The 14267-nt window shown below is 68.4% G+C and carries 14 protein-coding genes; 6 read left to right on the top strand and 8 right to left on the bottom strand.

All coding sequences use genetic code 11. From position 1 onward, the window contains the following. Positions 1-19: 19 nt before the first annotated feature. The 5 genes from pucL to MTF69_RS29025 all read right to left on the bottom strand — a co-directional run bounded on the left by pucL (position 20) and on the right by MTF69_RS29025 (position 2689). Complete coding sequence (gene pucL, locus MTF69_RS29045; protein WP_031149253.1) at positions 20-943, bottom strand: factor-independent urate hydroxylase; 924 nt, start codon at positions 941-943, stop codon at positions 20-22. Position 944: 1 nt separating this feature from the next. Then, the gene (gene uraH / locus MTF69_RS29040; RefSeq protein ID WP_243339130.1) at positions 945-1337 is read right to left on the bottom strand and encodes a hydroxyisourate hydrolase; all 393 of its coding nucleotides are present in this window, start codon (positions 1335-1337) and stop codon (positions 945-947) included. An 8-nt stretch (positions 1338-1345) separates the two neighbouring features. Then, positions 1346-1861, bottom strand: coding sequence for a 2-oxo-4-hydroxy-4-carboxy-5-ureidoimidazoline decarboxylase (uraD, locus tag MTF69_RS29035; RefSeq protein WP_243339129.1), 516 nt, complete (start codon positions 1859-1861; stop codon positions 1346-1348). A 154-nt stretch (positions 1862-2015) separates the two neighbouring features. Continuing rightward, complete coding sequence (locus tag MTF69_RS29030; protein ID WP_243339128.1) at positions 2016-2435, bottom strand: helix-turn-helix domain-containing protein; 420 nt, start codon at positions 2433-2435, stop codon at positions 2016-2018. Beyond that, positions 2432-2689: a thiamine-binding protein gene (locus MTF69_RS29025; protein WP_243339127.1), complete on the bottom strand. Its 258-nt coding sequence runs from the start codon at positions 2687-2689 to the stop codon at positions 2432-2434. Before MTF69_RS29025 ends, MTF69_RS29030 begins: the two co-directional genes overlap by 4 nt. Positions 2690-2815: 126 nt before the next feature. On the opposite strand from MTF69_RS29025, the gene MTF69_RS29020 reads away from it, so the two are divergent. The 4 genes from MTF69_RS29020 to MTF69_RS29005 all read left to right on the top strand — a co-directional run bounded on the left by MTF69_RS29020 (position 2816) and on the right by MTF69_RS29005 (position 7456). Next, positions 2816-3649 carry a TIM barrel protein gene (locus MTF69_RS29020; RefSeq protein WP_243339126.1) on the top strand — a complete coding sequence of 278 codons (834 nt, stop codon included), beginning with the start codon at positions 2816-2818 and terminating at the stop codon, positions 3647-3649. 74 nt (positions 3650-3723) lie between these two features. Then, the gene (locus MTF69_RS29015; protein WP_243339125.1) at positions 3724-4614 is read left to right on the top strand and encodes a 2-hydroxy-3-oxopropionate reductase; all 891 of its coding nucleotides are present in this window, start codon (positions 3724-3726) and stop codon (positions 4612-4614) included. Positions 4615-4858: 244 nt separating this feature from the next. Further along, positions 4859-6316 carry a catalase gene (locus MTF69_RS29010; protein ID WP_243339238.1) on the top strand — a complete coding sequence of 486 codons (1458 nt, stop codon included), beginning with the start codon at positions 4859-4861 and terminating at the stop codon, positions 6314-6316. Between the two features lie 504 nt (positions 6317-6820). Next, positions 6821-7456 carry a VOC family protein gene (locus MTF69_RS29005; RefSeq protein ID WP_243339124.1) on the top strand — a complete coding sequence of 212 codons (636 nt, stop codon included), beginning with the start codon at positions 6821-6823 and terminating at the stop codon, positions 7454-7456. A gap of 161 nt (positions 7457-7617) precedes the next feature. Here MTF69_RS29005 and gcl read toward each other — a convergent pair whose 3' ends face one another. After that, complete coding sequence (gene gcl / locus MTF69_RS29000) at positions 7618-9399, bottom strand: glyoxylate carboligase (protein ID WP_243339237.1); 1782 nt, start codon at positions 9397-9399, stop codon at positions 7618-7620. Between the two features lie 276 nt (positions 9400-9675). Between gcl and MTF69_RS28995 the strand changes: the two genes are divergently transcribed. After that, positions 9676-10560 carry a hypothetical protein gene (locus tag MTF69_RS28995; protein ID WP_243339123.1) on the top strand — a complete coding sequence of 295 codons (885 nt, stop codon included), beginning with the start codon at positions 9676-9678 and terminating at the stop codon, positions 10558-10560. Between the two features lie 42 nt (positions 10561-10602). Next, complete coding sequence (locus MTF69_RS28990; RefSeq protein WP_243339122.1) at positions 10603-11091, top strand: glutathione peroxidase; 489 nt, start codon at positions 10603-10605, stop codon at positions 11089-11091. 91 nt (positions 11092-11182) lie between these two features. Here MTF69_RS28990 and MTF69_RS28985 read toward each other — a convergent pair whose 3' ends face one another. Beyond that, a complete protein-coding gene (locus MTF69_RS28985) occupies positions 11183-12724 on the bottom strand; it encodes an AMP-binding protein (protein WP_243339121.1) in 1542 nt (513 codons plus the stop codon). 201 nt (positions 12725-12925) lie between these two features. Continuing rightward, a complete protein-coding gene (locus MTF69_RS28980; RefSeq protein ID WP_243339120.1) occupies positions 12926-14131 on the bottom strand; it encodes a winged helix DNA-binding domain-containing protein in 1206 nt (401 codons plus the stop codon). Positions 14132-14267: the final 136 nt, after the last annotated feature.

Raw genomic sequence — 14267 nt, 5'->3', positions numbered from 1 at the left:
CCGGGACGCGCGTGCCACATCAGAGGTTGGTCATGTCCACGGGGATACGGGCGTCTACGCCGTCGCGGAGGACCGTCGCCTCGATCAGACCGTACGGGCGGTCCGCGGCGAAGTAGACCTCGTTGTCGTTCTTGAGACCGAAGGGCTCGAGGTCGACGAGGAAGTGGTGCTTGTTCGGGAGCGAGAAGCGAACCTCGTCGATCTCCGAACGGTGGTTGATGATGCGCGAACCCATCTGGTACAGGGTCTGCTGCAGCGACAGGGAGTAGGTCTCCGCGAAGGCCTGGAGCATGTGCTTCCGGGTCTCGGCGTAGGACTTCTCCCAGTTGGGCATCCGCTGCTCGTCATCCGACCAGTTGAAGCGCCAGCGAGCCGAAACCTGGGTCGCCAGGATGCGGTCGTAGGCCTCCTTCAGGGTCGTGTACTTGTCCTTCACGTAACCCCAGAACTCGGAGTTCGTGGAGTTCATGACGACGAGGTCCTTGAGGCCGGAGATGACCTCCCAGTTCTTGCCGTCGTACGTGATCTGGGTGACGCGGGTCTCCATGCCCTCGCGGACGAAGGAGTGGTTCACCTCGTCGGAGCCGATGAACTTGGAGTTCGCGTCCGAGGTCGCGATCCGGGACCAGGAGTACTCCTCGATCCGGATGCGGGCCTTCTGGATCGGCTCCTGGCTGTTGACGAACCAGCGCGCCAGGTGGATGCCGAACTGCTCGGCGGACTCGATGCCGTACTCCTTGGCGAACGCGTACACCGTGTTCTTGGTGGTGTCCGTCGGCAGGACGTTGGCGTTCGAGCCGGAGTAGTGGACGTCGTCCATGTCGCCGGAGAGGGCGACCGAGACGTTCAGGTCCTTGATGTGGTGGGTGTCGCCGTCCCGCGTGATCTTGACAACGCGGTTCTCTGCTTTGCCGTACTGGTTCTGGCCCAGAATGGTGGCCATGCTAGCTCCCTCGGTAAACGGAGTAGCCGAACGGGTTGAGCAGCAGCGGTACGTGATAGTGCTCGCCCGGGTTCACCGCGAAGGTGATGGTGACCTCGGGGAAGAACGCACCGCTGTCCCTTACGCGGGGGGCGTCCTGCTGTGCCTCGGCGGCTTGCTTCTTGGAGAAGTACGTCTCGGTCTCGAAGTCGAGACGCACGTGGGTGGTGCCCTCCGGCAGCGCCGGCAGGTCCTTGCAGCGCCCGTCCACATCGGTGGCGGATCCACCCAGGGCCGCCCACTCGCCGTCGAGACCCGTACGGGCCGACAGGGAGATCGCGACGCCTTCGGCGGGCTTTCCGATGCTGGTGTCCAGGATGTGCGTGGACACCGACGCGGTGGTCTCAGTGCTCATGCTCGGTCTTACTCTCCTTCTACGGATTCCATGAGGCGGGTCAGGCGAATCCGGTTGATCTTGACGAGCTCGCCACGAGCGATTTCCCGCTCCTGTTCCGGCGAGTTCTCGATCCGGACCTTGACCGCGTCCCGCATGAACTCACCGGTCGCACCGGTGGCGCAGATGAGGAAGACGTGGCCGAACTTGTCCTGGTAGGCCAGGTTCAGTTCGAGGAGCTCGGTCTTGAGCTCCTCCGAGGCACCGGCCATGCCGCGCTGTTCGCGGGCGGAGGTCGGGTCTCCCGGCTTCGGCCGGCCGATCGGCGCGTGTCCGCCCATCGCCTCGCCCAGGTCCTCCGCGGTGAGCTCCGCCATGGCGGCCTCGTTCGCGGAGAACAGGGTTTCGGCGCTGGTGAAGGGGCGCTGGGCGAGCAGCTTGCTGCCCCATGCCGAGCTGGCACACACCTCGTGCAGCTCGGCCGTGGCCGCGCTGTCGTCCAAGGCGTTGAACCGGGTGAGACCCGGGGTCGGACTCGAAGTCACGGTAGGCCTCCGTGGCCTGTTGTTGCTTTGACGGGCTGCGCATAGCTAACGCCCTCGACAACACGGCGTCAACACTTTGTTGAAACTTCCCGTACACAAAAGCCGCCGCCCGGGTGAATTGGGCGGCGGCTCGTCACGGTGAGTCAATCGGGATTCACTCTTGGTTGGTCCCGGCGGACCCTTCGGGGGGCTCAACGGCCCCCTTGGGGGTGCTTGAGTCCCTGTTCAGGTAGTTGTAGACCGTGAAGCGGCTTACGCCCAGGGCGCCGGCGACCGTTTCCACACCGTGCCGGACCGAGAAGGCGCCGCGCGCCTCCAGTATCCGCACGACGTCCTGCTTGGACTTCCGGTCGAGCTGGGACAACGGTACGCCGTGCCGGCGCTCCAGCGCCGCCAGGATGTGGTCCAGCGAGTCCGAGAGCTGCGGAAGCCGTACGGCGAGCAGGTCCCGGCCCTCCCAGGCGAGCACGACGTCGTCGGGCTGGGCCAGGGACGGGTCCATCAGCTCACCGCCCATCGCGTCCACCAGCGGCTTGACCGCCGCGACGAAGGGATGGTCCCGGGGCTCGGTCATGGCGTTTCCTCCCCGGTTCCGATCACGTTGACCTGGAGCGAGACGCGCGTGGCTCCGGCTTCCAGGGAGTCGCGCAGCAGCGCGGTGACCGCGGTCAGCACCGCCTCGGACTCCCCCTCGGCCGTATTGCCGAACGGGCCGACATCCACCGCGTCCAGCTGGGCCGTCTGGATGACCTCGCGAGCGGCTACGGCATGGGCAGGGGCCTCTTCAAGATCGAAGGGCTCGGTCGTGAACTCCACTCTCAATCGCACGCCGCTCAAGCTACCTGGCAGTCCGGACTTTTCGGGAGGCGGTACTTGACAACCGGGCCGCCCTGCTTGCAGTCTTCCATCAGGCAGAAACTAACTTCCGCAATACGGAAGGAGCGCACACCCCTCATGGGATACACGGACCAGCGCTTCGATGTAAATCTTTCGATCCTCTTCACGGAACTCCCGCTCCTGGAGCGTCCCGCGGCTGCCGCCGCAGCGGGCTTCACGGCGGTCGAGCTGTGGTGGCCCTGGATCGAGACCCCCACCCCCGCTCAGGAGGAGCTCGACGCCCTCAAGACCGCTCTTGAGGACGCCGGCACCCAGCTGGTGGGCCTGAACTTCTACGCCGGCCAGCTGCCGGGCCCGGACCGCGGTGCGGTGTCGGTTCCCGGGGAGGAGTCGGAGCGCTTCAACGCCAACATCAACGTGGCTGCGGACTTCGCCGCCTCGGTCGGCTGCAAGGCGCTGAACGCCCTGTACGGCAACCGCGTCGAAGGCGTGGACCCGGCCGTTCAGGACGAGCTCGCACTGAAGAACCTGGTCGTGGCGGCTCAGGCCGCGGACCGCGTCGGCGCGATCCTCCTGATCGAGACCCTGAACAAGCCCGAGTCGCCGCTCTACCCGCTGGTGAGCGCCCCGGCCGGCATCGAGGTAGTGGACAAGGTGAACGAGGCCACCGGCCTCGGGAACGCCAAGTTCCTGCTCGACCTGTACCACCTGGCGATGAACGATGAGGACCTCTCCGAGGTCATCGAAAAGTACGCCGCCAAGACCGGACACGTCCAGATTGCGGACAAGCCGGGACGAGGTGCCCCCGGCACCGGCGAGCTGCCCCTCGAAGAGCTGCTCGACCAGCTCCAGAAGGCCGGCTACCAGGGCTTTGTCGGTCTCGAGTACAAGGCCGCCGACGCCGCCGCCTCCTTCGCGTGGCTGCCCGCCGAGGCCCGCGCCGCGAAGTAAGCGGAAAAGTCCGGGCGAACAGCCAGGCACCTGACGAACTTTTCGTACGAAGCATTAAGAGAAGGACCCTCATCATGAGCAACCTCCCCAAGATCGCATGGGTCGGCCTTGGCATCATGGGCTCCCCCATGGCCGAGAACCTCCTGAAGGCCGGCTACTCGGTCACCGGCTTCACGCTGGAGCAGGACAAGCTGGACCGCCTCGCCGCGGCCGGTGGCTCCGCCGCCGGTTCGATCGCCGAAGCCGTCAAGGACGCCGACGTCATCATCACGATGGTGCCCGCCTCCCCGCAGGTCGAGGCCATCTCCTACGGCGAGAACGGCATCCTCGAGAACGCCAAGTCCGGCGCGCTGATCATCGACATGTCGTCGATCACCCCGCAGACCTCGATCGACCTGGCGAAGAACGCCGCCGCCAAGGGCATCCGCGTCATCGACGCCCCGGTGTCCGGTGGCGAGGCCGGTGCCATCGAGGCCGTCCTGTCGATCATGGTGGGTGGCGAGCAGGCCGACTTCGACGAGGCCCTGCCGGTCCTCGAGACCCTCGGCAAGGTCATCGTCCTGTGTGGCCCGCACGGCTCCGGCCAGACGGTGAAGGCTGCCAACCAGCTCATCGTCGCGGTGAACATCCAGGCGTGCGCCGAGGCCGTCGTCTTCCTCGAGAAGTCGGGCGTGAACCTCGAAGCCGCTCTGGACGTGCTCAACGGCGGTCTGGCCGGCTCCACGGTCCTGACCCGCAAGAAGGCCAACTTCCTGAACCGCGACTTCAAGCCCGGTTTCCGGATCGACCTGCACCACAAGGACATGGGCATCGTCACCGACGCCGCCCGCAACGTCGGTGCGGCCCTCCCGGTCGGCGCGGTCGTCGCCCAGCTGGTCGCCTCGCTGCGCGCCCAGGGTGACGGTGGCCTGGACCACTCCGCGCTGCTCCGCGCGGTCGAGCGCCTCTCCGGCGCCCAGATCTGAGCTCCGCTCCGATAGGCGGCCCGCTCACAGGGCCGCCACCCGCCCCGCTCACGGGGCCCTGAGTTTCCGGATGGTGCCGGTGCTGACACCTGTCCTGTCGCGCCCAAGTGCCGGCACCGTCCGGATTACCTCTCCTCCACTCTTTCTTTCAACAAACTGTTGACGTCGAGTTCATGCCGAAATTAGGCTGTTCCGCATGACGGAAGACGATTTCCGTCAGCAGTTCCCCGTACGGAAGGTCACCATGTCGAAGCGCACGCTGACGACCGAGTCTGGCGCCCCGGTCGCCGACAACCAGAACTCCGCTACCGCCGGCGTCGGTGGCCCCCTCCTGATCCAGGACCAGCAGCTCCTCGAGAAGCTCGCCCGCTTCAACCGCGAGCGCATCCCGGAGCGCGTGGTGCACGCCCGCGGCTCGGCCGCGTACGGCTACTTCGAGGTGACCGACGACGTCACCGAGTACACCAGCGCCGCGTTCCTGAACACGGTCGGCAAGAAGACCGAGACCTTCCTGCGGTTCTCCACCGTGGCCGACTCGCTGGGTGGCGCGGACGCCGTCCGCGACCCGCGCGGCTTCGCGCTGAAGTTCTACACCGAAGAGGGCAACTACGACCTCGTCGGCAACAACACCCCGGTGTTCTTCATCAAGGACCCGATCAAGTTCCCCGACTTCATCCACTCCCAGAAGCGCGACCCCTTCACGGGCAAGCAGGAAGCGGACAACGTCTGGGACTTCTGGGCGCACGCCCCCGAGGCGACGCACCAGATCACCTGGCTGATGGGTGACCGCGGTATCCCGGCGTCGTACCGTCACATGAACGGCTACGGCTCCCACACGTACCAGTGGACCAACGCCCAGGGCGAGGCCTTCTTCGTCAAGTACCACTTCAAGACGAACCAGGGCATCCGCTGCCTCTCGGGCGAGCAGGCCGCCGAGCTCGTCGGCTCCGACGCCAACTCGCACCAGACCGACCTGCTGCAGGCGATCGAGCGCGGTGTGAACCCGAGCTGGACCCTGTACGTCCAGGTCATGCCGGCCTCCGAGGCGGCGGACTACCGCTTCAACCCGTTCGACCTCACCAAGGTGTGGCCGCACAGCGACTACCCGCTGCAGCGCGTCGGCCGTCTGGTCCTCGACCGGAACCCCGACAACGTCTTCGCCGAGGTCGAGCAGGCCGCGTTCTCCCCGAACAACTTCGTCCCGGGCATCACCGCCTCGCCGGACAAGATGCTCCAGGGCCGTCTCTTCGCGTACGCCGACGCCCAGCGCTACCGCCTCGGTGTGAACCACACCCTGATCCCGGTCAACGCTCCGAAGGCGACCAAGGCCGACAACTACGGCCGCGACGGCGTCATGGCGCTGCGCAACGGCTCGCGCTACGACAAGAACTACGAGCCCAACTCGCACCAGGGTCCGGCCGAGACCGGTCTGGCGCTGGGCGCCCCGAAGGCCGTCTCCGGCTACACGGGCACCCACGAGGCTCCGGCCCACACCAAGGACGACGACTTCTTCCAGGCCGGTGAGCTCTACCGCCTGATGTCGGAGGCCGAGAAGCAGCGTCTGGTGGCGACCATCGCCGGCGGCCTGTCTCAGGTCACCCTCGAGGACGTCATCGAGAAGAACCTGGCTCACTTCCACGCCGCGGATGCCGACTACGGCAAGCGCGTCGAGGAGGCCGTCCGCGCCCTGCGCGACGCCTGAGCCCACAAGCTGCGCCGGGATCCTGACGGGAGGTCAGGATCCGGGCGCTGAGCCCACACTGCGGACCCGGATGAGGGGTGGTACGCGGTGAGGGCAGGACGAGGACCGTGGCGAGCGTGCGAGCCAGTGCGGTGGTAATGGGTTCCGAGGCCCGTCTCTTGACCTGAGGGAGACGAAGCCGGAGTTCTCGTCGCCGTTCGCCACGGTCCCAGCCAAAACCTCTCCTCTATATACAGGGGCCACGCACAGAGCCCCCTGTATGTGAAGGAGAACCTCCCCCACCCTCTCCGCCCGGCGGTGCGAACGTCCTGTCGCGCCAGCCTCGTACCGTCGGGCGGTAACAAGCAACACACACTCAAAGAGCCGAGTCACGGACGGTCCCGCGACTCGGCTCTTTGTCATGCCCGGGGTACGGAGACCCCGGGGGACGGAAGCCTTCGCCCTCTAGCCTGTAGTCGGGCGTGGCGTCGGGATGTGTACGGGTTTCGGGGTGATGATGGCGGAGTGCGACTTGATCACGTGTCCTATGCGGTGGCCCGCGACAGCTTCGTGTCGACCGTCCAGTGGATCGGATCGGCCCTCGGCGCCGGGTTCGTCGACGGGGGCGTGCACCCGCGATTCGGCACCCGCAATTTCATTCTCCCGCTGAGCGGCGGCACCTACGTCGAGGTCGTCACCACACTCGACCACCCCGCCGCCGACCGCGCACCCTTCGGCCAGGCGGTCGCGCGCCGCGCCGCCGAGGGCGGCGGCTGGCTCGGCTGGGTGGTCTCCGTCGACGACATCGCCCCGGTCGAGGCCCGCCTCGGCCGCACGTCGGCCGAGGGCCACCGTGTCCGCCCCGACGGGTTCGACCTGAGGTGGAAGCAGATCGGCCTGCTGGAACTGCTGGAGGACCCGCAGCTGCCCTACTTCCTCCAGTGGTCGGTCCCCATCGAGGAGCGCCCGAGCGCCGACCCGCGCACCTCCACCACCATCCACGGGGTCTCCATCGCCGGCGACGCCGCCTCCATCGCCGAATTCCTCGGCGAACCGGCCGACCACCCCCTCGACCAGATCGACGTCACCTGGGTCGAGGATGAGGAACCGGGCCTGGTCTCGGTCGAGTTCGCCACCGCCCACGGCCCGGTCACGATCTGACCGGGGCCCGACTGGGCCCAGGGGCGTCCCCCCGCGGCGGAACCGTGCCGCACCGTGGAACGGCTCCGGGACCTGGGGCCCGTAGGGGACGCGGAACGGCCCCCGTTCCTCCTGGAGGAGGGACGGGGGCCGTTCGGTGGTGCTAGACCAGCCTGATGGGACTAGGCGGGCAGCGTGTTGCGGAGCGCGGTCGGGGCGTGACCCAGCTCGGTCGCGACCTCTTCGAACTCGGTGACGTCGCTCATGTCGACCGTCTTGCTCATCGAGATGTTGGTGATGCGCTCGAGGATGGCCTCGACGACGACCGGAACCTGGTGCTCCTGGGCCCACTTCTTGGCCGTCTCGAAGGCCTCGCCCAGCTTGTCCGGGTCGGTGACGCGGATCGCCTTGACGCCCAGGCCCTCGGCGACCTTGACGTGGTCGACGCCGTAGACACCCAGCTCGGGGGTGTTGATGTTCTCGAACTCGAGGTTGACCTCGAAGTTGATGCCCAGGCCGCCCTGCGCCTGGCGGATCAGACCCAGGTAGGCGTTGTTCACGAGGACGTGAACGTAGGGGACCTTGTGCTGGGCGGCGACCGCCAGCTCCTCGATCATGAACTGGAAGTCGTAGTCGCCGGACAGCGCGACGATCGGGGTCTCCGGGTCCGCGGTGGCGGCACCGATGGCGGCCGGGATGGTCCAGCCGAGGGGGCCGGCCTGGCCGCAGTTGATCCAGTTGCGCGGCTTGTAGACGTGCAGCATCTGCGCACCGGCGATCTGGGACAGACCGATGGTGGTGACGTAGCGGGTCTCGGGGCCGAACGCCTTGTTCATCTCCTCGTAGACGCGCTGCGGCTTCATGGGGATGTTGTCGAAGTGCGTGCGGCGCAGCAGCGTCGCCTTGCGCTCCTGGGCGGAAGCGGCCCAGGCGCTGAAGTCGGGCAGCTTGCCCTCGGCCTTGAGCTCCTTGGCGATCTCGACGAAGAGCTCCAGGGCCGCCTTGGCGTCCGAGGCGATGCCGAAGTCCGGGGCGAAGATCTTGCCGATCTGGGTCGGCTCGATGTCGACGTGGACGAACTTGCGGCCCTTGGTGTAGGCGTCGAGGTTGTAACCGGTGTGACGGTTGGCCCAACGGTTGCCGATGCCGAAGACGAAGTCCGACTCGAGGAACGTCGCGTTGCCGTAGCGGTGCGAGGTCTGGACACCGACCATGCCGGCGGCCAGCTCGTGGTCGTCCGGGATGACGCCCCAGCCCATGAGGGTGGAGATGACCGGGACGTTCGTCAGCTCGGCGAACTCGACCAGCAGGTCGGAGGCGTCGGCGTTGATGATGCCGCCACCGGCGACGATCAGCGGACGCTCGGACTCGAGCAGGAACTGCAGGGCCTTGCGGGCCTGGGCGCGGCTGGCGCTCGGCTTGTAGACCGGCAGCGGCGTGTAGGTCTCGGGGTCGAACTCGATCTCGGTCAGCTGGACGTCGATCGGGAGGTCGATCAGGACCGGGCCCGGACGGCCGGAGCGCATCAGGTGGAAGGCCTCCTGGAACACGCCCGGAACCTGGGCGGCCTCCAGGACGGTCGTCGCCTTCTTGGTGACCGGCTTGGCGATCGAGGCGATGTCGACGGCCTGGAAGTCCTCCTTGTGGAGCTTCGAGACCGGAGCCTGACCGGTGATGCACAGGATCGGGATGGAGTCCGCGATCGCGGAGTACAGGCCGGTGATCATGTCGGTGCCGGCCGGGCCCGAGGTACCGATGCAGACGCCGATGTTGCCGGCCTTGGCGCGGGTGTAGCCCTCGGCCATGTGCGAGGCACCCTCAACGTGGCGGGCCAGGGTGTGCGCGATTCCGCCCACGTTCTTGAGCTCGCGGTAGAACGGGTTGATCGCAGCACCGGGGACGCCGAACGCTTGTTCGACACCCTCGAGCTTGAGGATCTCCACTGCAGCGGCGGCGGCTGTCATACGAGGCATCGAGTTCTCCTGCGGGTCTGGCGGTCAGGCTTTTCCGTAATCCGGAAGTTTTGTTCTGCTATACGGAACAAGCTAAGCGGCGACTCCCTGCGCCGTCAAGGCGGTACGGCACCCCGGAACCCACCAAAAGCCGCCGATGGGGCATCGAGTTGTACGAAAATCCAGTGCCCGACCGAAAATCAAGGGTCTGCCCACCCCTCCGGTGGCAGGTGGTGGACCATGGGCCTACGCACAGCGACGAAGAGCGATGAAGGGGGTCCGGTCCTCATGGCGGATGCGGTACCGGTGCGCTGCCCGGCGTGCCTGCGCGAGAACGGCTACGCAGCCCCGGTCTTCCCCTGCGCCTGCGGGAACCCGGTCACCCCTCCCCTGGACCTGGCGTCACCGCCCCGGGAGCTGACCCACCGCACCTGGACGCAGAGCTGGGTCGCGGTGCGGTGCGGGGCCTGCGGCCGGGAGAGCGAGTGGCCGCACCCGGAGGTGGGGTGCACCTCCTGCGGGACGGTGGTGCTGGTTCCGGTGCATCCGCTGGAGCCGGCGGGCGGGGTTCCGCGCACTCCTCCCTCGTCGCCCCCGTCGACCTCGTCGCCCCCTCGCGGGGCGGAAACGCCGGGCCGGCCGGTGTCGCCGGCCGGGTCGGCCGGGTCGGCCGCGACACCCGGCCCGAGATCTCATCCGCTGAACGACTCTGCGCCCATCCCGGGCGACCCCCCGCCAAGCGACCCGCCGCCGGCCGCCCCGCCCACCACCGACCCTCCGGTGCCCCGCCCCGCCTTCCGGCCCGTGACCATCCGTACCGCCCGGGACGCGGTGGTCACCGCCGCGCTGTACCTGCGGTGGCTCGGCTTCCAGGACGTGCGCCAGCCCGACGGACGGCCGATCCCGTCGACGGCGGTGGACCTGCGGGCCCCCGGCCTGGTCGCCCAGGTGGACCCGACCACGGCCCCGGCCGGGCTGCGGGCGGTGGAGTGCGTCTGGCTGAATGGGCTGACGGCCTGCGCGACCAGCGTCTACTTCTCCCTCGCCGGGTACACGGAAGACGCCCGCGCCCGCGCGGACGACCTCGGGATACCGCTCTTCGTCATGGACCTCACGGGCATGCCCCAGCCGGTCAACGACCCGGCGGAAGACCTCCTCGGCATGGGGGCCTAGGCTCGGGGGGTATTACGTGTGTTGCCTGCCGAGGAGAGCTTGATGAGCCTGTACGACATCCCGCTGACCACCCTGTCCGACGAGCCCACCAGCCTCGCCGCGCACAAGGGCAAGGCGATCCTGCTCGTGAACACCGCCTCGCAGTGCGGTCTCACCCCTCAGTACTCGGGTCTGGCCCGTCTGCAGTTCAAGTACGAGGAGAAGGGCTTCACCGTCATCGGTGTGCCGTGCAACCAGTTCGGCGGGCAGGAGCCGGGCAACGCCGACGACATCCAGACGTTCTGCGCGGCCGGCTTCGGCGTCACCTTCCCGATGCTGGAGAAGTCCGAGGTCAACGGTGAGAACCGGCACCCGCTCTACAAAGAGCTGGTGAAGGTCCCGGACGCCGAGGGCGAGGCCGGTGACATCACCTGGAACTTCGAGAAGTTCCTGATCTCCCCCGCCGGCGAGGTCGTGGGCCGCTTCCGCCCGCGCACCGAGCCCGAGTCCGCCGAGGTCATCGCGGCGATCGAGGCGCACCTGCCGGCCTAGCACCGCCTGAGGGCCGAGGGCCGGTACGGGGCTGCGCGCGCAGCCCCGTACCGGCCCACGGTCGTGCGCGGGGGGCGGGGTCAGGGACGGGTCAGTTCACCTGCCGCTCCAGGCCCGACCAGTACGGCTCGCGGAGCTTGAACTTCTGGATCTTGCCGGTGGCCGTACGCGGGATGGTGGCCCGGAATTCGACCGTCGTCGGGGCCTTGTACCCGGCCAGTCGCTCCTTGCAGTGGGCGATGATCTCCGCCTCCTGGACGGCCTCTCCCTCCGCGAGGACCACGAGGGCCTTGATCGTCTCGCCCCATTTCTCGTGCGGCACGCCGATGACGGCGACCTCCGCGACCGCCGGATGGCTGAAGATCGCGTCCTCCACCTCGATCGAGGACACGTTCTCGCCACCGGTGATGATCACATCCTTCTTCCGGTCGGAGATCGTCAGGTGGCCGTCGGCCTCGTCGACCGTGCCGCCGTCACCGGTGTGGAACCAGCCGTCCCGCAGTGCGGCCGCGGTCTCCTCCGGCTTGTCCCAGTACCCCTCCAGCACGACGTTCGACCGGGCCAGTACCTCGCCGTCCTCGGACACCCGCAGCTTGACCCCGAGCGCGGGCAGCCCCGCGCGCGACAGCCTGCGCGCCCGTTCCCCGGCCGGCAGCTGCGCGTCGGCGGGCCCGGTCCGGTTGAAGGTGAGCAGCGGCGAGGTCTCGGTCAGGCCGTAGATCTGCGTGAACTCCCAGCCCAGCTCCTCGCCCATGCGCTGGATCGTCCGGCTCGGCGGTGGGGCGCCCGCACAGACGACGCGTACCCGGTCGCGGCCCGGGATCTCTCCCTCCCAGGTCGCCGCCGCGTCCAGCACGGTGTTCCACACGGCGGGCGCACCGCACATCAGCGTGACGCCGTGCTCCTCGACCCGGCGCAGGATCTCGGCGCCGTCGACCTTGCGCAGCACGACCTGCTTGACGCCGAGCCCGGCCATCACGAAGGGCATGCCCCAGCCGTTGCAGTGGAACATCGGCAGCGTGTGCATGTAGACGTCACGCTCCCAGACCCGGGTGTGCAGGCCGAAGGTGAGCCCGTTCACCCAGATGTTCCGGTGGGTGAGCTGCACCCCCTTGGGGCGGGCGGTGGTCCCCGAGGTGTAGTTGATCGTGGCCGTCGCGTCCTCGTCCGGGTGCGACCAGGGGCGCGGCTCCACCCCGAAGCGCATCAGCTCCGCATCCGTCTCCGGCCCGAGGACGAAGCGGTGGCGCGCCTTGACGCCCGACAGCGAGGCGTCCAGCTCCGGGTCGACGAGCAGCACCGAGGCCCCGCTCTGCCGGACCACGTAGTCGACCTCCTCCGGCTTCAGCCGGAAGTTGACCGGCACGCAGACGCGCCCGCTCATCGGCACCGCGAACAGCAGCTCCAGCAGCCGGGCGGAGTTGTGGCTGACCACCGCCACGCGCTCGCCCTCGCCCACCCCCAGCGCGTCGAACCCCGCCTGCCAGGCCCGTACGCGCTCGCCGAGCCTCCCGTAGGTCGAGTCGGGAACCGGTGGACCGGGCTGATCCGGCTCGTCCACCACGCCCGGACTGGACGAGAACCCCAGCTCCGCCCGGTCGAGGAAGTCCGTGACGGTCATGGGAATCCGCATTGCTCTCTCCTAGGTCCCTGATCCCGAACAACTGCCTGAATGACGCGCCGCCGCCGTACGTTCGGTGGTCGAGCGGCCGCCACGAACGAGAACGACCACAACCGCGGGTGATCTCGGTCGTGCCAGGCATCGTGCCGTGTCGGGCGTACGGGCCACCAGAGCGTGGCGGGGCCGGGTCGCCCGGCTCGCCGCCCCCGCGGCTCAGCCGCGGATGGACCCGAAGCGGACGGAGCCACCCGAACGGCCCTCACCCATCCCGTCGCCCACCCCGTCGCCCACCCCGTCGCCCGCCCCGTCGCCCATCCCTGCGAGAAGCGCCTCCCCCTCAGCCACGATCTCAGCTTTGCCGGCCTCGGAGACGGCGGAGAACAACTCGACGGTGAGCGTCCCGCCGCCCGTGCCACCGCCGGTGCCGCCGTCCGTCCCACCGCCCAGCTTCCAGAGTCCGGCGAGGAAGCCGTCGACGAGCAGCGTGCAGTGGGCCTGGTTCCCGGACCAGGTGCTCCCCTTCAGCTCGGGCGGGATCACCCGTGAGCGGTCGGCATGGGAGAGGAGCAGGTTGTCGAACTCGGGAAGGAAGCGGGGCGGCGCGGGCTGCTCCGCATCGGGGCGTGGCCCGTCGGGCAGATCGAACAGCTCTACGCCGTTCTCGTCCTGGAACACCTCCAGGCCGGGCCTGAGCCGCTCGAAGGCCTCGCGCAGCCGGGTGAGCCCGGCCCAGGTCTGCATGTCCTTGACGGAGGCGGGCCCGAAGGCCCCGAGGTACCGAAGAACGACGTCATCGATCCCCGGGTCCGCCCCGCCGAGGCTTCCTCCTCCCGCTTCCTCCCCGACCCACTTGCGCAGGGTGGTGAGGCGGACCTGCCCGCTCTTCCCCCAGACCCCGCGCGGGGTGACCTGGACGAGCGGCAGCCGGCAGCGCGCGGCGACGGACAGCGACTGCGGGTCGGCTCCCGGCCACTCCTTGAGCAGTTCCTCCCGTATCTCGGCCATGGTCCGCGGCTCGGCCTCCACGAACGCCCGCGCACGCTCGGCCAGCCGGTCCAGGTCCACTCCGACCAGGCCCTTCCGGAAGTAGTTGATCTCCCGGTCGCGGGCGGGCTGGACGATCGGGCGCAGGGTGAGCGCGTCGTGGACGGTGTGGGTGTGGATGGTGGACCTCATGGTGACCATCCGGACCACCTGGCGGGACTCCATCAGCCCGGCGAGCTCGGCCGGCCCGAATCCGGCGAGTCGGGCGTGGAGCTGGAAGTAGGGCGGCTTCACGTTCTGTGCCTGCAGTCCCAGCAGGTGCTGCGTGGCGTCCTGCGCGGACATCTCTGCGCGGGTCAGGAGCAGCTGACGGGCGAGCGTGGCACGGTTCAGCGCACGGGTGTCGAGTACGGGACGCGTCGTCTTGGAGGCCATGACAGCAACGTATCGGCCCATGCGGACACCTTCTGTCCGCAACTCCGATCCGGCCCCGTCCGCCCACACGGACTCGAATGGACCCCGGGGACCATTCACCCGGATATCCTGCCTCTTGCCCGTAAACACCCGTTCG

Origin of the sequence: Streptomyces sp. AP-93, from assembly GCF_022808175.1 — a bacterium.
Classification (GTDB): domain Bacteria; phylum Actinomycetota; class Actinomycetes; order Streptomycetales; family Streptomycetaceae; genus Streptomyces.
Note: the sequence above shows the minus strand (reverse complement) of the source record. Positions and strands in the feature narration are given on the sequence as shown.

Excerpts from the sequence above, each read along its gene's own strand:
- MTF69_RS28990 (WP_243339122.1), top strand. The coding sequence starts at position 10,603 with ATGAGCCTGTACGACATCCCGCTGACCACCCTGTCCGACGAGCCCACC.
- uraH (WP_243339130.1), bottom strand. The coding sequence starts at position 1,337 with ATGAGCACTGAGACCACCGCGTCGGTGTCCACGCACATCCTGGACACC.
- MTF69_RS29020 (WP_243339126.1), top strand. The coding sequence starts at position 2,816 with ATGGGATACACGGACCAGCGCTTCGATGTAAATCTTTCGATCCTCTTC.
- MTF69_RS28980 (WP_243339120.1), bottom strand. The coding sequence starts at position 14,131 with ATGGCCTCCAAGACGACGCGTCCCGTACTCGACACCCGTGCGCTGAAC.
- MTF69_RS28995 (WP_243339123.1), top strand. The coding sequence starts at position 9,676 with ATGGCGGATGCGGTACCGGTGCGCTGCCCGGCGTGCCTGCGCGAGAAC.
- MTF69_RS29015 (WP_243339125.1), top strand. The coding sequence starts at position 3,724 with ATGAGCAACCTCCCCAAGATCGCATGGGTCGGCCTTGGCATCATGGGC.
- MTF69_RS28985 (WP_243339121.1), bottom strand. The coding sequence starts at position 12,724 with ATGCGGATTCCCATGACCGTCACGGACTTCCTCGACCGGGCGGAGCTG.
- pucL (WP_031149253.1), bottom strand. The coding sequence starts at position 943 with ATGGCCACCATTCTGGGCCAGAACCAGTACGGCAAAGCAGAGAACCGC.
- MTF69_RS29010 (WP_243339238.1), top strand. The coding sequence starts at position 4,859 with ATGTCGAAGCGCACGCTGACGACCGAGTCTGGCGCCCCGGTCGCCGAC.
- gcl (WP_243339237.1), bottom strand. The coding sequence starts at position 9,399 with ATGACAGCCGCCGCCGCTGCAGTGGAGATCCTCAAGCTCGAGGGTGTC.
- MTF69_RS29030 (WP_243339128.1), bottom strand. The coding sequence starts at position 2,435 with ATGACCGAGCCCCGGGACCATCCCTTCGTCGCGGCGGTCAAGCCGCTG.